At 45.5% G+C, this 15791-nt stretch carries 12 protein-coding genes; 5 read left to right on the plus strand and 7 right to left on the minus strand.

Features of this window, described 5'->3' with window-relative positions; all coding sequences use genetic code 11:
* Positions 1–66: 66 nt before the first annotated feature.
* The 4 genes from ACTXGL_RS07370 to ACTXGL_RS07385 all read right to left on the minus strand — a co-directional run bounded on the left by ACTXGL_RS07370 (position 67) and on the right by ACTXGL_RS07385 (position 4260).
* Positions 67–825 carry an iron ABC transporter ATP-binding protein gene (locus ACTXGL_RS07370; RefSeq protein WP_443525923.1) on the minus strand — a complete coding sequence of 253 codons (759 nt, stop codon included), beginning with the start codon at positions 823–825 and terminating at the stop codon, positions 67–69.
* A 60-nt stretch (positions 826–885) separates the two neighbouring features.
* Positions 886–1971 (minus strand): iron chelate uptake ABC transporter family permease subunit, encoded by a 1086-nt coding sequence (locus tag ACTXGL_RS07375; RefSeq protein ID WP_443525925.1) that lies wholly within the window; start codon positions 1969–1971, stop codon positions 886–888.
* A gap of 92 nt (positions 1972–2063) precedes the next feature.
* Positions 2064–3158, minus strand: coding sequence for an ABC transporter permease (locus ACTXGL_RS07380; protein ID WP_443525927.1), 1095 nt, complete (start codon positions 3156–3158; stop codon positions 2064–2066).
* A 112-nt stretch (positions 3159–3270) separates the two neighbouring features.
* Positions 3271–4260, minus strand: a complete 990-nt coding sequence (locus tag ACTXGL_RS07385; protein WP_443525929.1) for a siderophore ABC transporter substrate-binding protein — start codon at positions 4258–4260, stop codon at positions 3271–3273.
* Positions 4261–4884: 624 nt separating this feature from the next.
* Between ACTXGL_RS07385 and ACTXGL_RS07390 the strand changes: the two genes are divergently transcribed.
* The 3 genes from ACTXGL_RS07390 to ACTXGL_RS07400 all read left to right on the plus strand — a co-directional run bounded on the left by ACTXGL_RS07390 (position 4885) and on the right by ACTXGL_RS07400 (position 7201).
* Positions 4885–5886 carry an energy transducer TonB gene (locus ACTXGL_RS07390; protein ID WP_443525931.1) on the plus strand — a complete coding sequence of 334 codons (1002 nt, stop codon included), beginning with the start codon at positions 4885–4887 and terminating at the stop codon, positions 5884–5886.
* A 108-nt stretch (positions 5887–5994) separates the two neighbouring features.
* Positions 5995–6666 carry a MotA/TolQ/ExbB proton channel family protein gene (locus tag ACTXGL_RS07395; protein ID WP_443525932.1) on the plus strand — a complete coding sequence of 224 codons (672 nt, stop codon included), beginning with the start codon at positions 5995–5997 and terminating at the stop codon, positions 6664–6666.
* 133 nt (positions 6667–6799) lie between these two features.
* The gene (locus ACTXGL_RS07400; protein ID WP_443525934.1) at positions 6800–7201 is read left to right on the plus strand and encodes an ExbD/TolR family protein; all 402 of its coding nucleotides are present in this window, start codon (positions 6800–6802) and stop codon (positions 7199–7201) included.
* Between the two features lie 349 nt (positions 7202–7550).
* Here ACTXGL_RS07400 and ACTXGL_RS07405 read toward each other — a convergent pair whose 3' ends face one another.
* Positions 7551–8090: a DUF2799 domain-containing protein gene (locus ACTXGL_RS07405; RefSeq protein WP_443525936.1), complete on the minus strand. Its 540-nt coding sequence runs from the start codon at positions 8088–8090 to the stop codon at positions 7551–7553.
* Between the two features lie 405 nt (positions 8091–8495).
* Here ACTXGL_RS07405 and ACTXGL_RS07410 point away from each other — a divergent pair, with 405 nt between their 5' ends.
* Together ACTXGL_RS07410 and topA are read left to right on the plus strand one after the other, a co-directional pair.
* Positions 8496–9089, plus strand: coding sequence for a hypothetical protein (locus tag ACTXGL_RS07410; protein ID WP_443525938.1), 594 nt, complete (start codon positions 8496–8498; stop codon positions 9087–9089).
* A 276-nt stretch (positions 9090–9365) separates the two neighbouring features.
* Entirely contained in the window at positions 9366–12032 is a 2667-nt protein-coding gene (topA, locus tag ACTXGL_RS07415) for a type I DNA topoisomerase (RefSeq protein ID WP_443525940.1), read from the plus strand.
* Positions 12033–12115: 83 nt separating this feature from the next.
* On the opposite strand, the gene ACTXGL_RS07420 is transcribed toward topA, so the two are convergent.
* The gene (locus ACTXGL_RS07420) at positions 12116–12673 is read right to left on the minus strand and encodes a superoxide dismutase family protein (RefSeq protein WP_443525942.1); all 558 of its coding nucleotides are present in this window, start codon (positions 12671–12673) and stop codon (positions 12116–12118) included.
* A gap of 387 nt (positions 12674–13060) precedes the next feature.
* The gene (lon, locus tag ACTXGL_RS07425; protein WP_443525944.1) at positions 13061–15670 is read right to left on the minus strand and encodes an endopeptidase La; all 2610 of its coding nucleotides are present in this window, start codon (positions 15668–15670) and stop codon (positions 13061–13063) included.
* Positions 15671–15791 lie beyond the last annotated feature (121 nt).

Consider the following 15791-nt stretch of genomic DNA (forward strand, 5'->3'; position numbering starts at 1 on the left):
AGGATATCGAGCCGTCTGATTACTGAGCAATCAACTACTAGTCTCTAAACAATCAACTACCAGTCTCTAAACTGTATCAACAATTACGGGGCGACCTTGATGGTTTAGGACCGTAACATCAACGTTGTACAGATCTTTCATTGTCTCTTGGGTAATGACCTCAGCAGGACGACCTATAGCAGTCACTTGACCTGATTTTATCGTAACCACCGTATCGGCAAACTGCGCCGCTTGGTTGATATCATGCAGGACGATTACTACGGTTTTTTGCTGAGAATGGCTAAGTGTGCGCAGCTCGCGCATGAGGCGACCAGCATGATACATATCTAGGTTGTTGAGTGGCTCATCAAGTAGCAAATAGGGTGTATCTTGACAGACAATCATGGCAATGAGTACGCGCTGACGCTGTCCACCTGATAGCGTTGACAAAAAACGCTCGGCAAGTGGCTCAAGCTCAAAGCGTTCGAGGATCTCTTGGACTTTTTGCACATCGTCTGCGGTTGGTTGTCCTTGATGATAAGGGTAACGACCAAACATCAACAGCTCGTGTACGCGCAGGCGTCCTTGTACTTGATTGTCTTGTCCAAGCATAGCGACGGTCTTGGCAAGCGTACGCGCCTGACAACTGGCAATATCATGCTCGCCAAAGCTTACTTGTCCAGCCTGTAGTGGTTGCAAGCGCGCCATCACCGAAAACAATGTCGATTTGCCCGCACCGTTAGGGCCAATCAACGCAATGACCTGCGCAGTAGGCAAGGACAGCGTGATGTCATGTAGGATTTGCTGCTTACCAATATGGTGAGAGATGTTATTTAGTCGAATCATAATGCGTCTTATCTCAAAAAGGTCTTGTATGAGCTTTAAATAATAATGCTGGCTAATCGATCAGGACGTACGGCGCTGAGACATAAATATCAATGCCAAGAACATCAAGCCACCTGCCAGTTCTATGACGACGGACAATACGCCTGCCATGTCTAGCACTTGCTCAAAAATAGTCTGCCCCAGTACCAAGCAAATCATAGCAACCAAGCTAACCAGGATTAGCCGCTCACTATGATACATATGACGAGCCATACGATTGGTCAGCGCACAGACCAATAGCCCAAAGAAAGTCACTGGACCGACTAATGCGGTGGCAGTAGCGACCAGTACGGCAATGATAGTTAATAAACCGAATGCCAGACGTTGATAATTAATACCAAGATTGATGGCTTGCGACTGACCGAGCATCAGGACATCGCACTGATAGCGCCAGCGCCAGACAAATACTGCCATGATGGCACAGATAATCAGGCTAATGCCAAGCAGTTGTGGATTGACCGTGTTGAACTGAGCATAGCTGGCAGACTGTACGACTATAAAGTCATCGGGGTTTATCAGCCGTGCAATGAGCGCTGATAAACTGCGAAACAACACACCAAAGATAACACCCACCAGTATCAAGCGCGTCAAATCCTGACTGCTCTTAGAAAATAGTAGCTTAAATAATAACAAAGACGCCCCAAACATTAGGACAATCTCTAGCGTAAATTTGGCGATAGGGTCAAGACTGGTAAAACTAATCGCACCCAAAAAAAACACTAGCAAGCTTTGCAGCAGTACGTAGAGTGAGTCAAACCCAAGTAAGGAAGGCGTTAAAATAGGGTTATGCGTCAATGTCTGGAACAGCAAGGTTGATACGCCAATGGCATAGCCAACCACCATCAATGCCAACAGTTTCTTGCCCCGTAGTGGTAGCGCAAAATCCCAGTAGCCATTAACATTCAACGTCAAAAATAAAGTTATGGAGATCAGTAGGGTGACAGCTGCTATAGACTTTGGATGCGCCGCTATGAATGCCCAAAATTTTGCCAACTGACCTTGTGCAGCGGCTGAATACTGACCGTTTGCTAAAGATGAATTATCTATCGCGACGCTAGTTTTGGTAGCATCAGTCTTGGTGGAAGTAAGCTTAGTCGATGAGAACATACAAAATCCTATGGTGCCAAGCCTGTCTAGTAATAAAAAATAAGCGATGGTCATTCAGCTTTTAAGGCATTGAGCACTTAGTATTAAATCCGCTATCGCTCAGATGGCGCACGTAATAACAACCACAAAAACAGCACCGTACCCACCACGCCAAAGACCGTGGCGACAGGGACCTCAAACGGATAGCGAATAGAGCGACCGATAATATCGCACAGCAATACCGCTGAAGCGCCGAGTAGGGCAACGGCTGGTAAGCTACGACGTAACTTATCACCCATCAGACGGCTGACGATGTTGGGTACAATTAAGCCAATAAAAGGAATCATACCGACAGTCACGACGACAACAGCGCTCATCATCGCGACCATTCCCACGCCGATCCATGTGACCTGCCGCTTGCTGATACCTAGGTTCAGTGCGATATTGTCGCCTAGACCGATGATGGTTAGTTTGTCTGCGATAATATAAGCGAGCACACACAGACCGCCTGTCAGCCATAGCAGCTCATAGCGACCTGCCAATACGCCTGAGAAATCACCAAACTGCCACACGCTGAGCATCTGTAGCGATTCAGTTTGATAAGCAATGAATGTCGTCACCGCCTCAATGATGCCGCCAAAGACAATCCCAATCAGCGGAATCATCAAAAAATCAGTCGGCGGTATACGATGAATCAGTAGCATAAAAAGCATCATGCCGACTACAGCGGCAATAGTCGCCACGCCCATTTTTATGATGAGTGCACTGGCAGGAAATAGCAGACTGACCACCAATAAACCAAGCGCCGCACTTTGGGTGGCACCAACCATAGACGGCTCTACAAAACGGTTCTTTAGGACCACCTGTATGATCATCCCAGCCACAGCCATCGCAACACCAGTCAAGATAATCGCAATGGTGCGTGGTATACGGCTGACCATTAGCAGTGAACTGTCAGAGTTGGCACTATGGCTAATGATGCTTTGCAAAATACCTGACCACGAAAAGTCCGCCACCCCAATAGATAAGCTCATTAGCACCAAAAGCCCCATAACAATGAGGCTTGCGGTATTTATTAACCATGGCGGTATGGCAGCACGTCGATCTTCTGTGCCTAGGTTATGGCTGGCATTTCTTTGCCAAGATGATGTTGGCAAAGAAGTGTTAGGTTTGAGCCTAGCGTGAGTACGGTGTGAAAATAACGACATAATCTCTACTGGCTAAAAAATAAAAGATCATTACAGTGACTATGCTTAGTGATTATGATTAGTGACTGACTGAACATGGACGACTGATCGAAGGTGAACGTCTAATTAACCGTTATTTGGCGCTAGCAAAAGCACCTTTAATAGTGGTCAGATCTTGCATCCATTGATAGTAGCCACCAAACGCAAGGTAAGAGTCTGGGCTGAGATAGACTACCTGCTGCTTATTCCACGCATTGGTTTGGGCGACCAATGGATTGTCCAATACGGCTTTGGCACCAATACCGTCTTCGCCAATTGCCGCACTACGGTCGATGACAAACAACCAATCTGGATTGGCTTTTTGTAAGTATTCAAAAGATATTGGCTGACCATGAGGCGCATCAGCAATTTGGTTGTCTGCCATTGGTACGCCTAGCACAGTATGGATAAAGCCATAGCGAGACTTGTCGCCATAAGCAGACATCTTGTTGCCATTAACCATAACGACCAGACCAGTACCTTTGTTTTCTTCGGTGAGGCTATTGGTCTCGTCGATGAGGTCATCTATGTTTTGTTGTAGTTTGGCCGCCTGATCGCTTTTACCAAACAAAGCACCCAAGTCATGCAGGCGCTGCTTACTGGACTCATAGATATTGGCTGTATCAATACTCATATCCAACGTCGGCGCGATACTTGATAACTCATCGTATTTTTCTGCCATACGTGAGCCAACCAAAATAGCTTGCGGGCGCATCGCATTCAATGCTTCAAGATCTGGCTCAAACACCGTACCAACTGATTTTGGTTCAGGCTGCGTGTCGGAGTGTAGGTTATCCAAAAGCATCCCGCCAGGCATCCCGTCAACAGCCACATCTAATGCTGCCAAATCTTGCATCAACGTCATGTCATACACGACGAGTGGTGATGGGTTGATGGGCATCTCGACATCGCCTTTTACGGTATTTACCGTAATCTTTTCGGCAGAGACCGCATCATTACTGGCGACATTTGATGATTCATCAGCCGTCTGGTTGGCAGTGTTGGCATCGGCTGGTTCAGAATCATTGGCTTCGTTTGAGCTACAACCTGTCACGCTGAGAGTCGCGACTAAAGCGGTTATCATAGCTGTCAATAAGGGACGTTTAAAAAAAGGGCTGGTAGGGCGTGTTGATAGTGAACTAATAGACATAATGAACTCGGGATATCAGGTGTTTGGGTGATTTTTTAGTGAGATAATAATGATTATTGACTAATAAAAATATAGAACAATAACAAGTCACTACTGGGCGTAGACTCAAAATTTCCCAATAGCGTACCTGTTCCTATCTCTACTCAATTTCTTTACTTAATATTGTTGTTATAAATTGAGCATAGTTACATTTATCGTCTTACGAAAATATATGGATAATAAAACAGCCGTTATGATAAATTAATTGAGACTCATTATCAATAAAAATGATAATGATAATGGTTTTTATTACCAATAAATGATTGCCTAAAGAATAGGCAGCTGCCCAAAAAGTGAGCTGCTAATGTCACGTTCCGATAGGGGTATCTGCTTACTCAAGGTTGGATATAACTGCAGTACATAGTCAAAGTAAATGCTTCAGTCAATTATAGGGCGGCGTGTAGAGAGCTTAATGGATATGGCTCTGAGGAGAAAATATTGTAAATTATTATTGATAATAATTATCGTTTGCATTATTATCTACGCCATTCCGTCTTGGACAATAAATATTAGGCTGTTATGAGTTCAACAGAGTTAGACGCGCCGCCAATCAGATCGATACTGTTAGCCATCATCACAGTGGTAGGGTTACATCTGCTGACAGCATTTGCATTGGTAACCATAAAAACGCCTACAATAAAACCTGAGCCAGAAACAGAGACACCACCTGTTGAAATTCAGTTTGTGACGTTACCTACCAAAAGTGCAGCGCCCAAAGCTGAAGTATTGCCACAAGAAGTCAGCGTCCAAAAACCAGCGCAACCAACAGTAGAACCGCAGTCTACAACACTGCCTAAAACTGAGACGCCGCCCAAACAGCGTGTCGAGACACCCATAGAACCTGTTGTGAAAAAGAAAGCAACTGAAGCGGTGCCTGTTATCGCAACAGAGCAGAATGCTCCTGACAGCAGTCAAAAACCTCTGCCAGAACAAGCAGTGCCAAAAAAGACAAGCCCAGAACCGATAGTTGATACGTCAGCTGCTGATGAACGTCGCAAAGAAGCTGCCGCGCAAGCAAAAAAATCCGCTCAAGACGCTGAAGCAAAAGCGGCTGAAATCGAAAAGGCTAAACTCAAAGAAGCTGAGCTCAAAGCCGCGAGAGCTGCCCAAGAAGCCAGAAGAGTTGCAAATGCCAAAGCCGCTGCACAAGCAAAAGCTGCTAAAGATGCAGCAGAGGCGGCTGCACGAGCGAAAGCCGAGGCAGAAGCTGCAGCTCAGAGTAATGAGCCAGTGAGCTTTACTGCTAGCGCGGCCAATTGGGCGTCTGCCCCGAACTTTAGTTTCCCTGAGCGTGCGGCACGTCGCGCCCGATCAGGAGATACACTCAACGTGGTTCTAGTATTGCGAGTCAATAAGCAAGGCGGGATAGACAGTGTTAGCGTTGCTCAGTCATCAGGTAACTCACTGCTAGATCGAGAAGCCCAGCGTCAGGTACGTTCTGGCAAGTTCAAACCCTTTACCAAGAATGGTGTACCGGTCGTGGGTAATGTAACCTTGCCGATCAGCTACGCGGTTCCTTGATGGTTTATATTTTATAACAACGTATTTATTGATAATCTTTCATAATAAGACTAAACATGATACTTATCTCAGTAGCATGTGCTTGCATTACACATTAAGGAGTCTGACATGGACTTTATGCAATACTGGCAAATCAGTGACATGGTGACAAAAACATTGTTCTTTTTGTTGCTTGCGTTATCTATTCTCTCTTGGGTGACGGGTATCGTACGTGTGCTGCAAAGCCGCAAATTGGCAAGCAGTGTGGCAGACGACTTGAGCCAACAGTTGCAAGCTAGGCAAGCTGACTTGGTCGGCTCTGATTCGGCGGCTCGACGTTTGATTACTGAGCAGACACTGCTCAAGCACATAGGCCGCTATCGTTTTGCTAGCGAGCGTGGTTTACCTATTCTTGGTACAACAGCCGCCATCGCCCCATTTATTGGGCTGTTCGGGACCGTATGGGGTATCTTTCATGCGCTACACAATATTGGCATGAGTGGGCAGGCAGGACTAGGACAAGTTGCAGGACCTGTTGGTGAGGCACTGATCATGACGGGTCTAGGTATCGCTGTCGCCATTCCAGCTGTCATATTTTATAACGTAGCGGTACGGATCAATCGCCGCATCATGTATCAAGCCAACGATAGAGCACATGACCTACTGGCAGTATCTGCCGATACGAATGCTAGCGTAACATCAGTGCAAGCCGCAAAAACCAGTCGCTCAAATACGATCGAAACAGCAACCAACGATCAGCAAACCAATCACTACAATAGCTCAGTGCCAGAACAGCTATAAGAAGTATTGAGATACGGGATAGAGATGTGAAAGCAGCGCGGTATTTGGGTGTAAAGCACAAATGCTAAACAGCGAATAAGTACGGCGCAGCCTTTTAGCAGTATGAAAATAAACACAAGTATTGAGAATAATTATGGCATTTCAATTGGGTGATGATGATGTACGCAGCATGGATGAGATGAACCTCATCCCGCTCATCGATATCATGCTGGTATTGATGATTATCTTTTTATTGACCGCAACCGTACTGAACCCGACGGTGCCTTTAGATTTGCCAAAAACCAGCGCTGAGGTCAGTCAGACCCCGCCAGAAGCCATTCAGATCAGTATTGATAAGGATGCAGGACTATTTTGGGATAGCGACCCAATCAGTATGCAAGCGCTAGAGACGCGTCTACAACAGCAAGGCGCAACCGACGAAGATACCCCAGTACAGTTGCGTGCAGATAAAGAAGGCAAATACGATACGGTCGCTCAAGTCTTGGCAGCGGCAAGTAACGCTGGACTGACCAAAATTGCTTTCGTCAATGAATAGTCTTGGTGCTCAATAGTGGCAGGTAGGAAGTAGACACTATACTTATAAGGGCTATTATGCTCACAAAAGCTATAGCTATTTGTGAATCATAGTTGTGGCTCATGATGTCTATAAGGCGCAATATCTATAAAACAATGTCGATAATAAAGTGCCGTATCGATGCCGAAGTGTTTAGTGACAAATCACATAGCTATAGCAAAAAGCGGGCTAGATAGAACAAAAAGCCAATCAGTAGAACGACCATAACCGCAATAAAAAGAACAATTAAAATAATAAGTTTTTCTCCAACCTCATTGACGACTTAAACCTCAAATTAAGTCATCAGTGAGGTTTTCTTTTTACTAGCCATTTACCAGCCATAACCAAATGGGCGATAGCCGTAGCCGAAGACCCCATGTCCATAGCCAAATGGGTAAGGCGATCGCAAGTAGTCTAGATCGCGCTGACGAATATAGTAGTAGCGCCCTTGAGAGTAAGCCTCTTCTAATTTCTCGATACCCTCTAGTGGACAGACAGGCTGCCAATCATAGCCTTCGCGGCCAATCTTATAGGCGTTTAGCTCGGTACAGTAGTTTTTGAGCCCTTGCTGTCGTCCTTGTTCCCACTGTATGCGGTTGGGGCTAGCGCCGCCTACGCTAGCACAGCTGTTGGTATAGTGACCAAAGTAAGCGCCTGAGCGCCCTTGTAGACCATCAGCATAACCAACGTCCTGCCAATTACTGCTTTGACATTGTTGGGGCGTCAGGCTTTGGGTGGTGGCACAGCCCGATAGTGTCAGTACAACGGCACCGAGCAATGACAGGCTAATACCCGTTTTGCTAAAAATCTTACCCGCCAGTTTATTTGGGCTATAAGTACTTGATGAGTTTGACTTAATAAGATTATTCATAATAAACCTGCGCGCGTTTAAAATTATGGTTTATCATAGCACTTTTTTGCGCCGATCATGTTTTGTATCTGGTTTTTGCATGGGACTATGATGCATCTAATTGCATACGTTAAGTTTTTGATTTAACAGCGTAATTAATGAGTGGGCAGTGAGGCGTAACGCTGTCTGTTGCGCCATGGATGAGCTACTATGCTTGATTTCTCAGGGTTTGGGCTCATTATAAGCCTTGCTATACCCTTATCTGTTATTCGGTATTGAGCAGGTAAAACAGTACTACATTGCTTGTGCGTTCACTATTTATAAGACAATAGTTTTTACGCTTTGCACAGACAGTAGCGAGCAGTCGCGGTAGGTACACTTATAGTGTTTAGCTTCACTTTTATTTAGTCAAAAGGTCAGAGCATCATGGGAACATTGATTGGTATTGTCATTGTACTATTCGTATTAGGGAGTATGATGGCGCTCAAACCGAACGGTATCGATCAGCGTTTGGATAAGCTGCGTATGACCGCGCGTCGGTTACAGTTAAACCCAAAACTTGTTACTTGTCCTGATTGGATAAAGGGGAAGGATAATGAGTATGGTCGCGGTATGCTGGGGCAGTATTGCCTGATATTAGAAGAGACCAAGCTGCCGCACACCCGTTATCAGGTGATTGACGGACAGTGGCGCCCAGACAGCAGCTTTGTCGATACCAGTACTGACGACAAGATACTAACTGTTCCAAGTGCCATTCGCGCCACTCAAAGCAAGAAAGTAACGGTCAGTAAGACCAATTTTAGTCTGGACAAAGCGTCATTAGATTTGCCAGTAAGTATTGAGCCGTTTGTTAAAGGGCTATTGACCAAAGCGAATAGTATTGTCATCTATTGGGAAGACGTTGCGTATGTGCGTCCATCATCCAATCCTGCGTACCAGCAAAAAATGATTGAGGCAGATCTGCTAGTGCTCAAAGCAAACCTTGAAAAATGGGCATTACAAATGCAGCAGCAGTCATAAACCTAGTAAAGCATTTGTTTGTCTCCATTAAGAGCAATATATATGCGATTCGTCATATTCAATTTATTTAAAGTTGACATTTTGACGCTTAGCAGTGTAACGTCTTTATAACTATATCTTTATTTTATGGTTATAATTTGTTTTATAACCTTTTTTATTAGCAGCACTTATTACTATAAATCGCTGAACCATAGCAAAACTATGAGTATCCGCTTCCATAAATCGCTGTGCTGCTAAATTTACTTTTAATCTACTTATATTATGGTGTCGTCAAATATGGCAAAAACCACAACCAAAAAAGCCGCAGCATCGACTGCTGATAGCCCAAAGGGCAAGTCTTTGGTAATCGTAGAATCACCAGCCAAGGCAAAAACGATCAATAAATACCTTGGTAATGACTTTGTCGTACGTTCAAGTATCGGTCACGTCCGCGATTTGCCAGTCAGTGCAAGTAAGAGCGCAAAGAAAGCGACGACTGCTAAAAAAGATGACAGTCTGACCAAAGAAGAAAAAGCACAGCAAGCGCTGGTACGCCGTATGGGCGTAGACCCAGAGCACGACTGGGCAGCTGTCTATGAAGTCCTGCCCAACAAAACCAAAGTCATTAAAGAGCTCAAAGCACTCGCCAAAGACGCTGACAAAATCTATCTAGCAACGGATATGGATAGAGAAGGGGAAGCGATTGCTTGGCATCTAAAAGAAGTCATCGGCGGTGCTGATAGCAAATACCAGCGCGTGGTGTTTAATGAGATTACCAAATCTGCCATCCAAAATGCCTTTAAACAACCATCGAAGCTCGATATTGACCGTGTGAACGCGCAGCAAGCGCGCAGGTTCTTAGACCGTGTGGTTGGCTTTATGGTATCGCCACTGTTATGGCAAAAGATTGCTCGCGGACTATCAGCAGGTCGTGTACAGTCAGTCGCTATGCGTTTGGTCGTTGAGCGTGAGCATGAGATTCGCGCGTTCATTCCAGAAGAGTACTGGCAGATTCATGCGGATACGCATATTGCTAATGACAAAGCCAAAAAAACCTCAGACGCTGAACAAATCGGCATACGCTTAGAGGCGACCAAGCAAAGCGGCAAAACCTTAAAGCTTGGCAATAAAGAGCAGACCGATAAAATCTTAGAGATACTCAAAGCCAGTGACTTTATTGTCAAAGAGCGTGAAGAGAAGCCAACGCAGTCGCGTCCAAGCGCACCTTTTATCACCTCAACTTTGCAGCAAGCCGCCAGTACGCGTTTGGGATTCTCTGTCAAAAAGACCATGATTTTGGCGCAGCGTCTGTATGAAGCGGGGCATATTACTTATATGCGTACCGACTCGACATTCTTGTCTGGTGATGCACTTGCTGCGGTCCGCGGTCATATCGAAGACAGCTATGGCGCAAAGTATGTGCCAGAAAAGCCAAACTTCTATGGCAACAAGCAAGGCGCACAAGAGGCGCATGAAGCGATTCGTCCCTCTAACGTCAACATGAAATCAACGCAGCTAAAAGGCGTGGAGCGCGATGCCATTCGTCTATATGAGCTGATCTGGCGTCAGTTTGTGGCGTGTCAGATGCTACCTGCCAAATATCTATCAGTGAACCTGTTTGTTGGTGCCGATAATGTCGAGCTAAAAGCCCGTGGTCGTACCATGGTATTTGATGGCTATACAAAAGTGATGCCACCAGCCAAGACTGACGATACCTTATTGCCCGATGTCAAAAAAGGCGATAAGTTAAACCTAGATAAACTAGATCCAAGTCAGCACTTTACCAAGCCTGCGCCGCGCTATACCGAAGCGAGTCTGGTCAAGGAGCTTGAGAAAAAAGGTATCGGTCGTCCATCGACTTATGCTTCAATCATCTCAACCATTCAAGATCGCGGTTATGTGAAGCTTGAGAATAAGCGCCTGTTTGCCGAAAAAATGGGTGATATCGTCACGGATAGATTGACGGCTAGCTTCCCAGACTTAATGGACTATACCTTTACTGCGGCGTTAGAAGACAAGCTCGATCATGTGGCAGAAGGTGATCAAGATTGGAAAGATGTGCTCGATAATTTCTATGGCGAGTTCAAAACAACGCTTGAGCGTGCCAAAGAAAAAGACGGTATGCGTCCAAATGATCCAACTGATGTGCCAGATGTTCACTGTGATATTTGTGATCGTCCGATGCAGCTGCGTACAGGTTCAACTGGTGTATTCTTAGGCTGTACGGGCTACAACTTGCCGCCAAAAGAGCGCTGTAAAGGCACCAAAAACTTGATGCCTGTTGAAGCGTTTGCCAACTTGGATGATCCAGAAGGTGATGATGAAGCGGCAGAAGTTAAAGATTTGATGGAGAAAAAACGCTGTCCAAAATGCGGCACAGCGATGAATGGTTATATCGTTGATGGTGGTCTCAAATTACACATTTGTGGCAACAATCCTGATTGCGATGGATACATCCTAGAAGAAGGTAAATTTGAAGTACCCGGCTCAGATGCGCCAACCATCGACTGTAACAAGTGTGATGGGCAAATGGAGCTAAAGACAGGTCGCTTTGGTCCTTACTTTGCTTGTCAGAATTGCGACAACACACGCAAGGTACTAAAGACAGGCGAAGCTGCGCCGCCGCGTATGGATCCAATCCATCTGCCAGAGCTCAAGTCGACCAAGCATGATGATTACTTCATCTTGCGTGAAGGGGCGGCTGGCATGTTCCTTGCGGCTTCTAAGTTCCCAAAAGTGCGTGAGACCCGCGCACCAAAGCTTGCTGAGCTACGCGATGTTAAAGATAAAATGGAAGATAAGTTCCAGTATCTGTTCGCAGGGCCAGATGAAGATCCAGATGGTAATCCAACTATTTTGCGCTGGTCACGTAAGAAAAAAGAGCAGTATATCGGCTCTGAAAAGAATGGCAAAGCCACACGCTGGGGTGTGTACTGGCGTAAAGGCGAGTGGGTAGAAGAATAAGTTTTTCTATCGAGCATAAAAAAGACCTCTTAGATGCTAAGAGGTCTTTTTGTGCTATCCATAATAGCTAAGTGTAGATGCTATTAGTTCTTTTCGATAATACCACAAGCAACGCGATCGCCTGCATCACCTGCTGGCTGGCTGGTATAGTCATCAGTACCAGCATGAACGATAAAGGCTAAGCGATTGACGCTATATTTACCTGCTTCATCAGCAGTGATCTTTTTGTTTACATAATTAATAGTAGCGACGCCGTCTTCATTGGCTGTCAAGTTAGGCAAGTCGCCTGCATGACCATTCATATCATCTGGATTAGAGTGTGGGTTGTTGTCAGGGTTGAAGTGGCCACCTGCCGCTTTACCCATGTCGGCACAGCTGCCTGTTTCATGAATATGGAGCGCGACTGTTTGGCCTGGTTGTAAGTTCATTAGCTTACCATAGACCTGTACACCGCCATCGACAGGACGTAGAAAGACTTGGCCGACTTCTTTTTTGTCACCGCTTACTGTGTTGATGGTTGATTTTAGGGTAGGCTGCGCCAAAGGGTTACCCGTTTGCATTTGGTCTTGTACCGTTTGGCAACCAGTCATCGCCAACGCTGATCCACATAGTAGGGCACTTGCTAGCATTGTCTTATTCATTATTATCTCCGATTGTTTTATTCATTATTGTAATTATCGTCATTGTAGCTGTCGTCAAAGTTACAAATATTCAGAACTGTTTTTGTATTAAAACAAGTATCAATATTCGTTAACAACAGGGTCAGTATAGCCAAGCGATGCTTGTAGTTATTCATCAAATGCGCAACAATCAGTTAATATATGTAAGTTTCGTATGGGTTTACAAAATCAGATGGCACAAAAAACTTACGAAATTAATTGAATAACAAAATACATTGGACTACTCAAAAAACACGAGTTGGTAATGAATAAGCTATTAGTAAACGAACGGCTAATAAGCATAAAAAAGCCACCCATCATTGTGATGAGCGGCTTTTTGCTTTTTCGAGTTAACTAACCAATACGCAATTAGTTATGTAGCGCTTTACCTGAGGTTTTATCAACCGTTACTTTTGCAGGCTTCAGTGGCTTTGGCATACTGACCAAGGCAACCTTTAATATCTCTTCAATCGTAGCGACTGGTTGAATGGTCAAACCTTCTTTGACGTTATCAGGGATATCCGCCAAATCACGCTCATTGGTTGCTGGGATCAAGACGTGCTTGATGCCGCCGCGATGCGCTGCAAGTAGCTTCTCTTTGAGACCACCGATACGTAGGATCTTACCACGCAAGGTAATCTCACCTGTCATCGCGATATCTGGACGAATAGCAATCCCCGTCATTGCAGATACCAATGCTGTCGTTAATGCACCACCAGCAGAAGGACCATCTTTTGGCGTCGCGCCTTCTGGCATATGCACGTGAATGTCCGTGGTTTTGACCGTCTCGTAATCGATACCGAGGCTTTCACCGCGAGCACGTACCACGCTCATAGCCGCACGAATCGACTCTTTCATCACATCTCCTAGTGAACCGGTAAAGCTAAGTTCGCCTTTACCTTTCATAGCGACCGCTTCAATAGTGAGCAGCTCACCACCGACCTGTGTCCACGCCAGACCAGTGATACGACCGATCTCAGGCTCTTCTTCTGCTAGGCCGTAGTCATACTGATGCACGCCTAGATAGTCATCAATGTTCTTGTCATCAACTGTGACGAGCTGACGTTCCGCTTTTTTCGGAGCACGCGCGCCGTGGTTTTCAACTGAACCGCGAACTACTTTGCGGCAGATTTTATTGACTTCACGCTCAAGGTTACGCACACCTGCTTCACGCGTGTAACTACGGACGATACTATGTAATGCCGCCTCAACAATCTCAATCTCACCTTCTTTGAGACCATTTTGCTTAATTGCTTTTGGTACCAGGTACTTCTGCGCGATATTGACCTTTTCTTCTTCGGTATAACCCGGCAGACGAATGACTTCCATACGGTCAAGCAGGGCAGGAGGAATATCCATGCTGTTGGCAGTACAGATAAACATCACTTGCGATAGATCTAAGTCCATATCTAAGTAATGGTCGTTAAAAGTATCGTTCTGTGATGGGTCTAATACTTCAAGCAATGCCGACGCTGGATCACCACGGAAGTCTTGCGCCATCTTATCGATTTCATCCAACAAGAATAGCGGGTTTTTGACTTCTACTTTGGCCAATGACTGGACGATTTTACCTGGCATCGCACCGATATAGGTGCGGCGATGACCACGAATCTCGGCTTCATCACGGACGCCGCCAAGCGCCATACGCACAAACTTACGTCCCGTTGCACGGGCAATTGACTCACCCAATGAGGTTTTACCGACACCTGGAGGACCGACGAGGCATAGAATCGGACCACGCAGTTTTTTCACGCGTGATTGTACGGCGAGGTACTCCAAGATACGGTCTTTCACATCTTTTAGACCATAATGATCTTCGTCTAATACCGTTTTGGCTTTATCTAGATTAATAGACACTTTGGTCGTCGCATTCCACGGCGTATCTAAGATCCACTCAATATAGTTGCGTACGACTGATGACTCGCTGGACGCAGGTGGCATCATTTTGAGCTTTTTAAACTCTTGCTCTGCTTTTTTGCGTACATCGTCTGGTAGATCAGCATCTTCGAGACGTTGCTCTAGCTCAGCCACGTCATCTTCACCATCGAACGCACCGTCATTCATATCTGACAGCTCATTTTTGATGGCTTTCATCTTCTCGTTCAAGAAGTATTCGCGCTGATTGTCTTCCATCTGCTGACGAACCGCATCTTGAATGTCTTGTTCGATGTTTTGCTCAGCACTTTGCTTGACCAGATATTCCGTCAAAGTGTTGATGTGTGTTTTGATATCGTTTTCTTCTAAGAACGACTGCTTGATATCAAGATCCATCGACACGCGAGTTGAGATGAAATACACCAGCTCAAGCAAGTCATCAATACGCTTGGCAACGCGAGTCAGCTCACGAGCATTACGCAAACGCGCATCTGCATAGCTTTCAAACAGTGTGGTCAACGCTTGGATGGTATTTTTCTGTTGGCTCTCATCCATGCTGATATCAAGATCGGCACGCTCAAATCTTGCCATCAATAACTCGTCATGGCCCTCTATGTTGTCGACACGGGCGCGATATTGACCTTCGATCAGTACTTTAATGCAGTTCTCATCGCTATCGTGCGGCATAGTGCTGACGATGCGGCACACCGTACCGTATTGATACAAGTTGTCTTGATCAATGTCTTCGGTCAGTGAGTCTTTTTGGGCGACGACCAGTACCTTATTGCCATACTCAGCTTGTGCCAGCTCAACAGCTTTTACAGACGGTGCGCGTCCTACAAACAAGGCAATCTGCATGTGCGGATAGACGACGACATCGCGTAATGCCAGTAGTGGCAGATAGCTTTCGTCTTGATCATCGTTTGCTTTTTTGTTGTCAGTATCAGTAAGCGTACTGCCATCAAGATCAGTATCTTTGGCATCAGTCGTTGCTGCTTCTTGCGTATCAGTTGACGAGGTATCTGCCTCGTTGTTTTCTACGTCAGTTGTTGAAACGTCAACATCAATGTCGATATTGTCTTGGGTTATTTTATGTTCACTCATATATTCTTCCTCGTTCCCCAGACTTGTAAAGTCAAGTTCGTGGTTCATGTCTAGATAAATGGTGTCCACATATAAAATTGCAAGGCTTGGTGGCAAAGTCGTCTGCTTATCTTTGTTAAAT

This window comes from Psychrobacter sp. T6-6, assembly GCF_052258185.1.
GTDB lineage: Bacteria > Pseudomonadota > Gammaproteobacteria > Pseudomonadales > Moraxellaceae > Psychrobacter.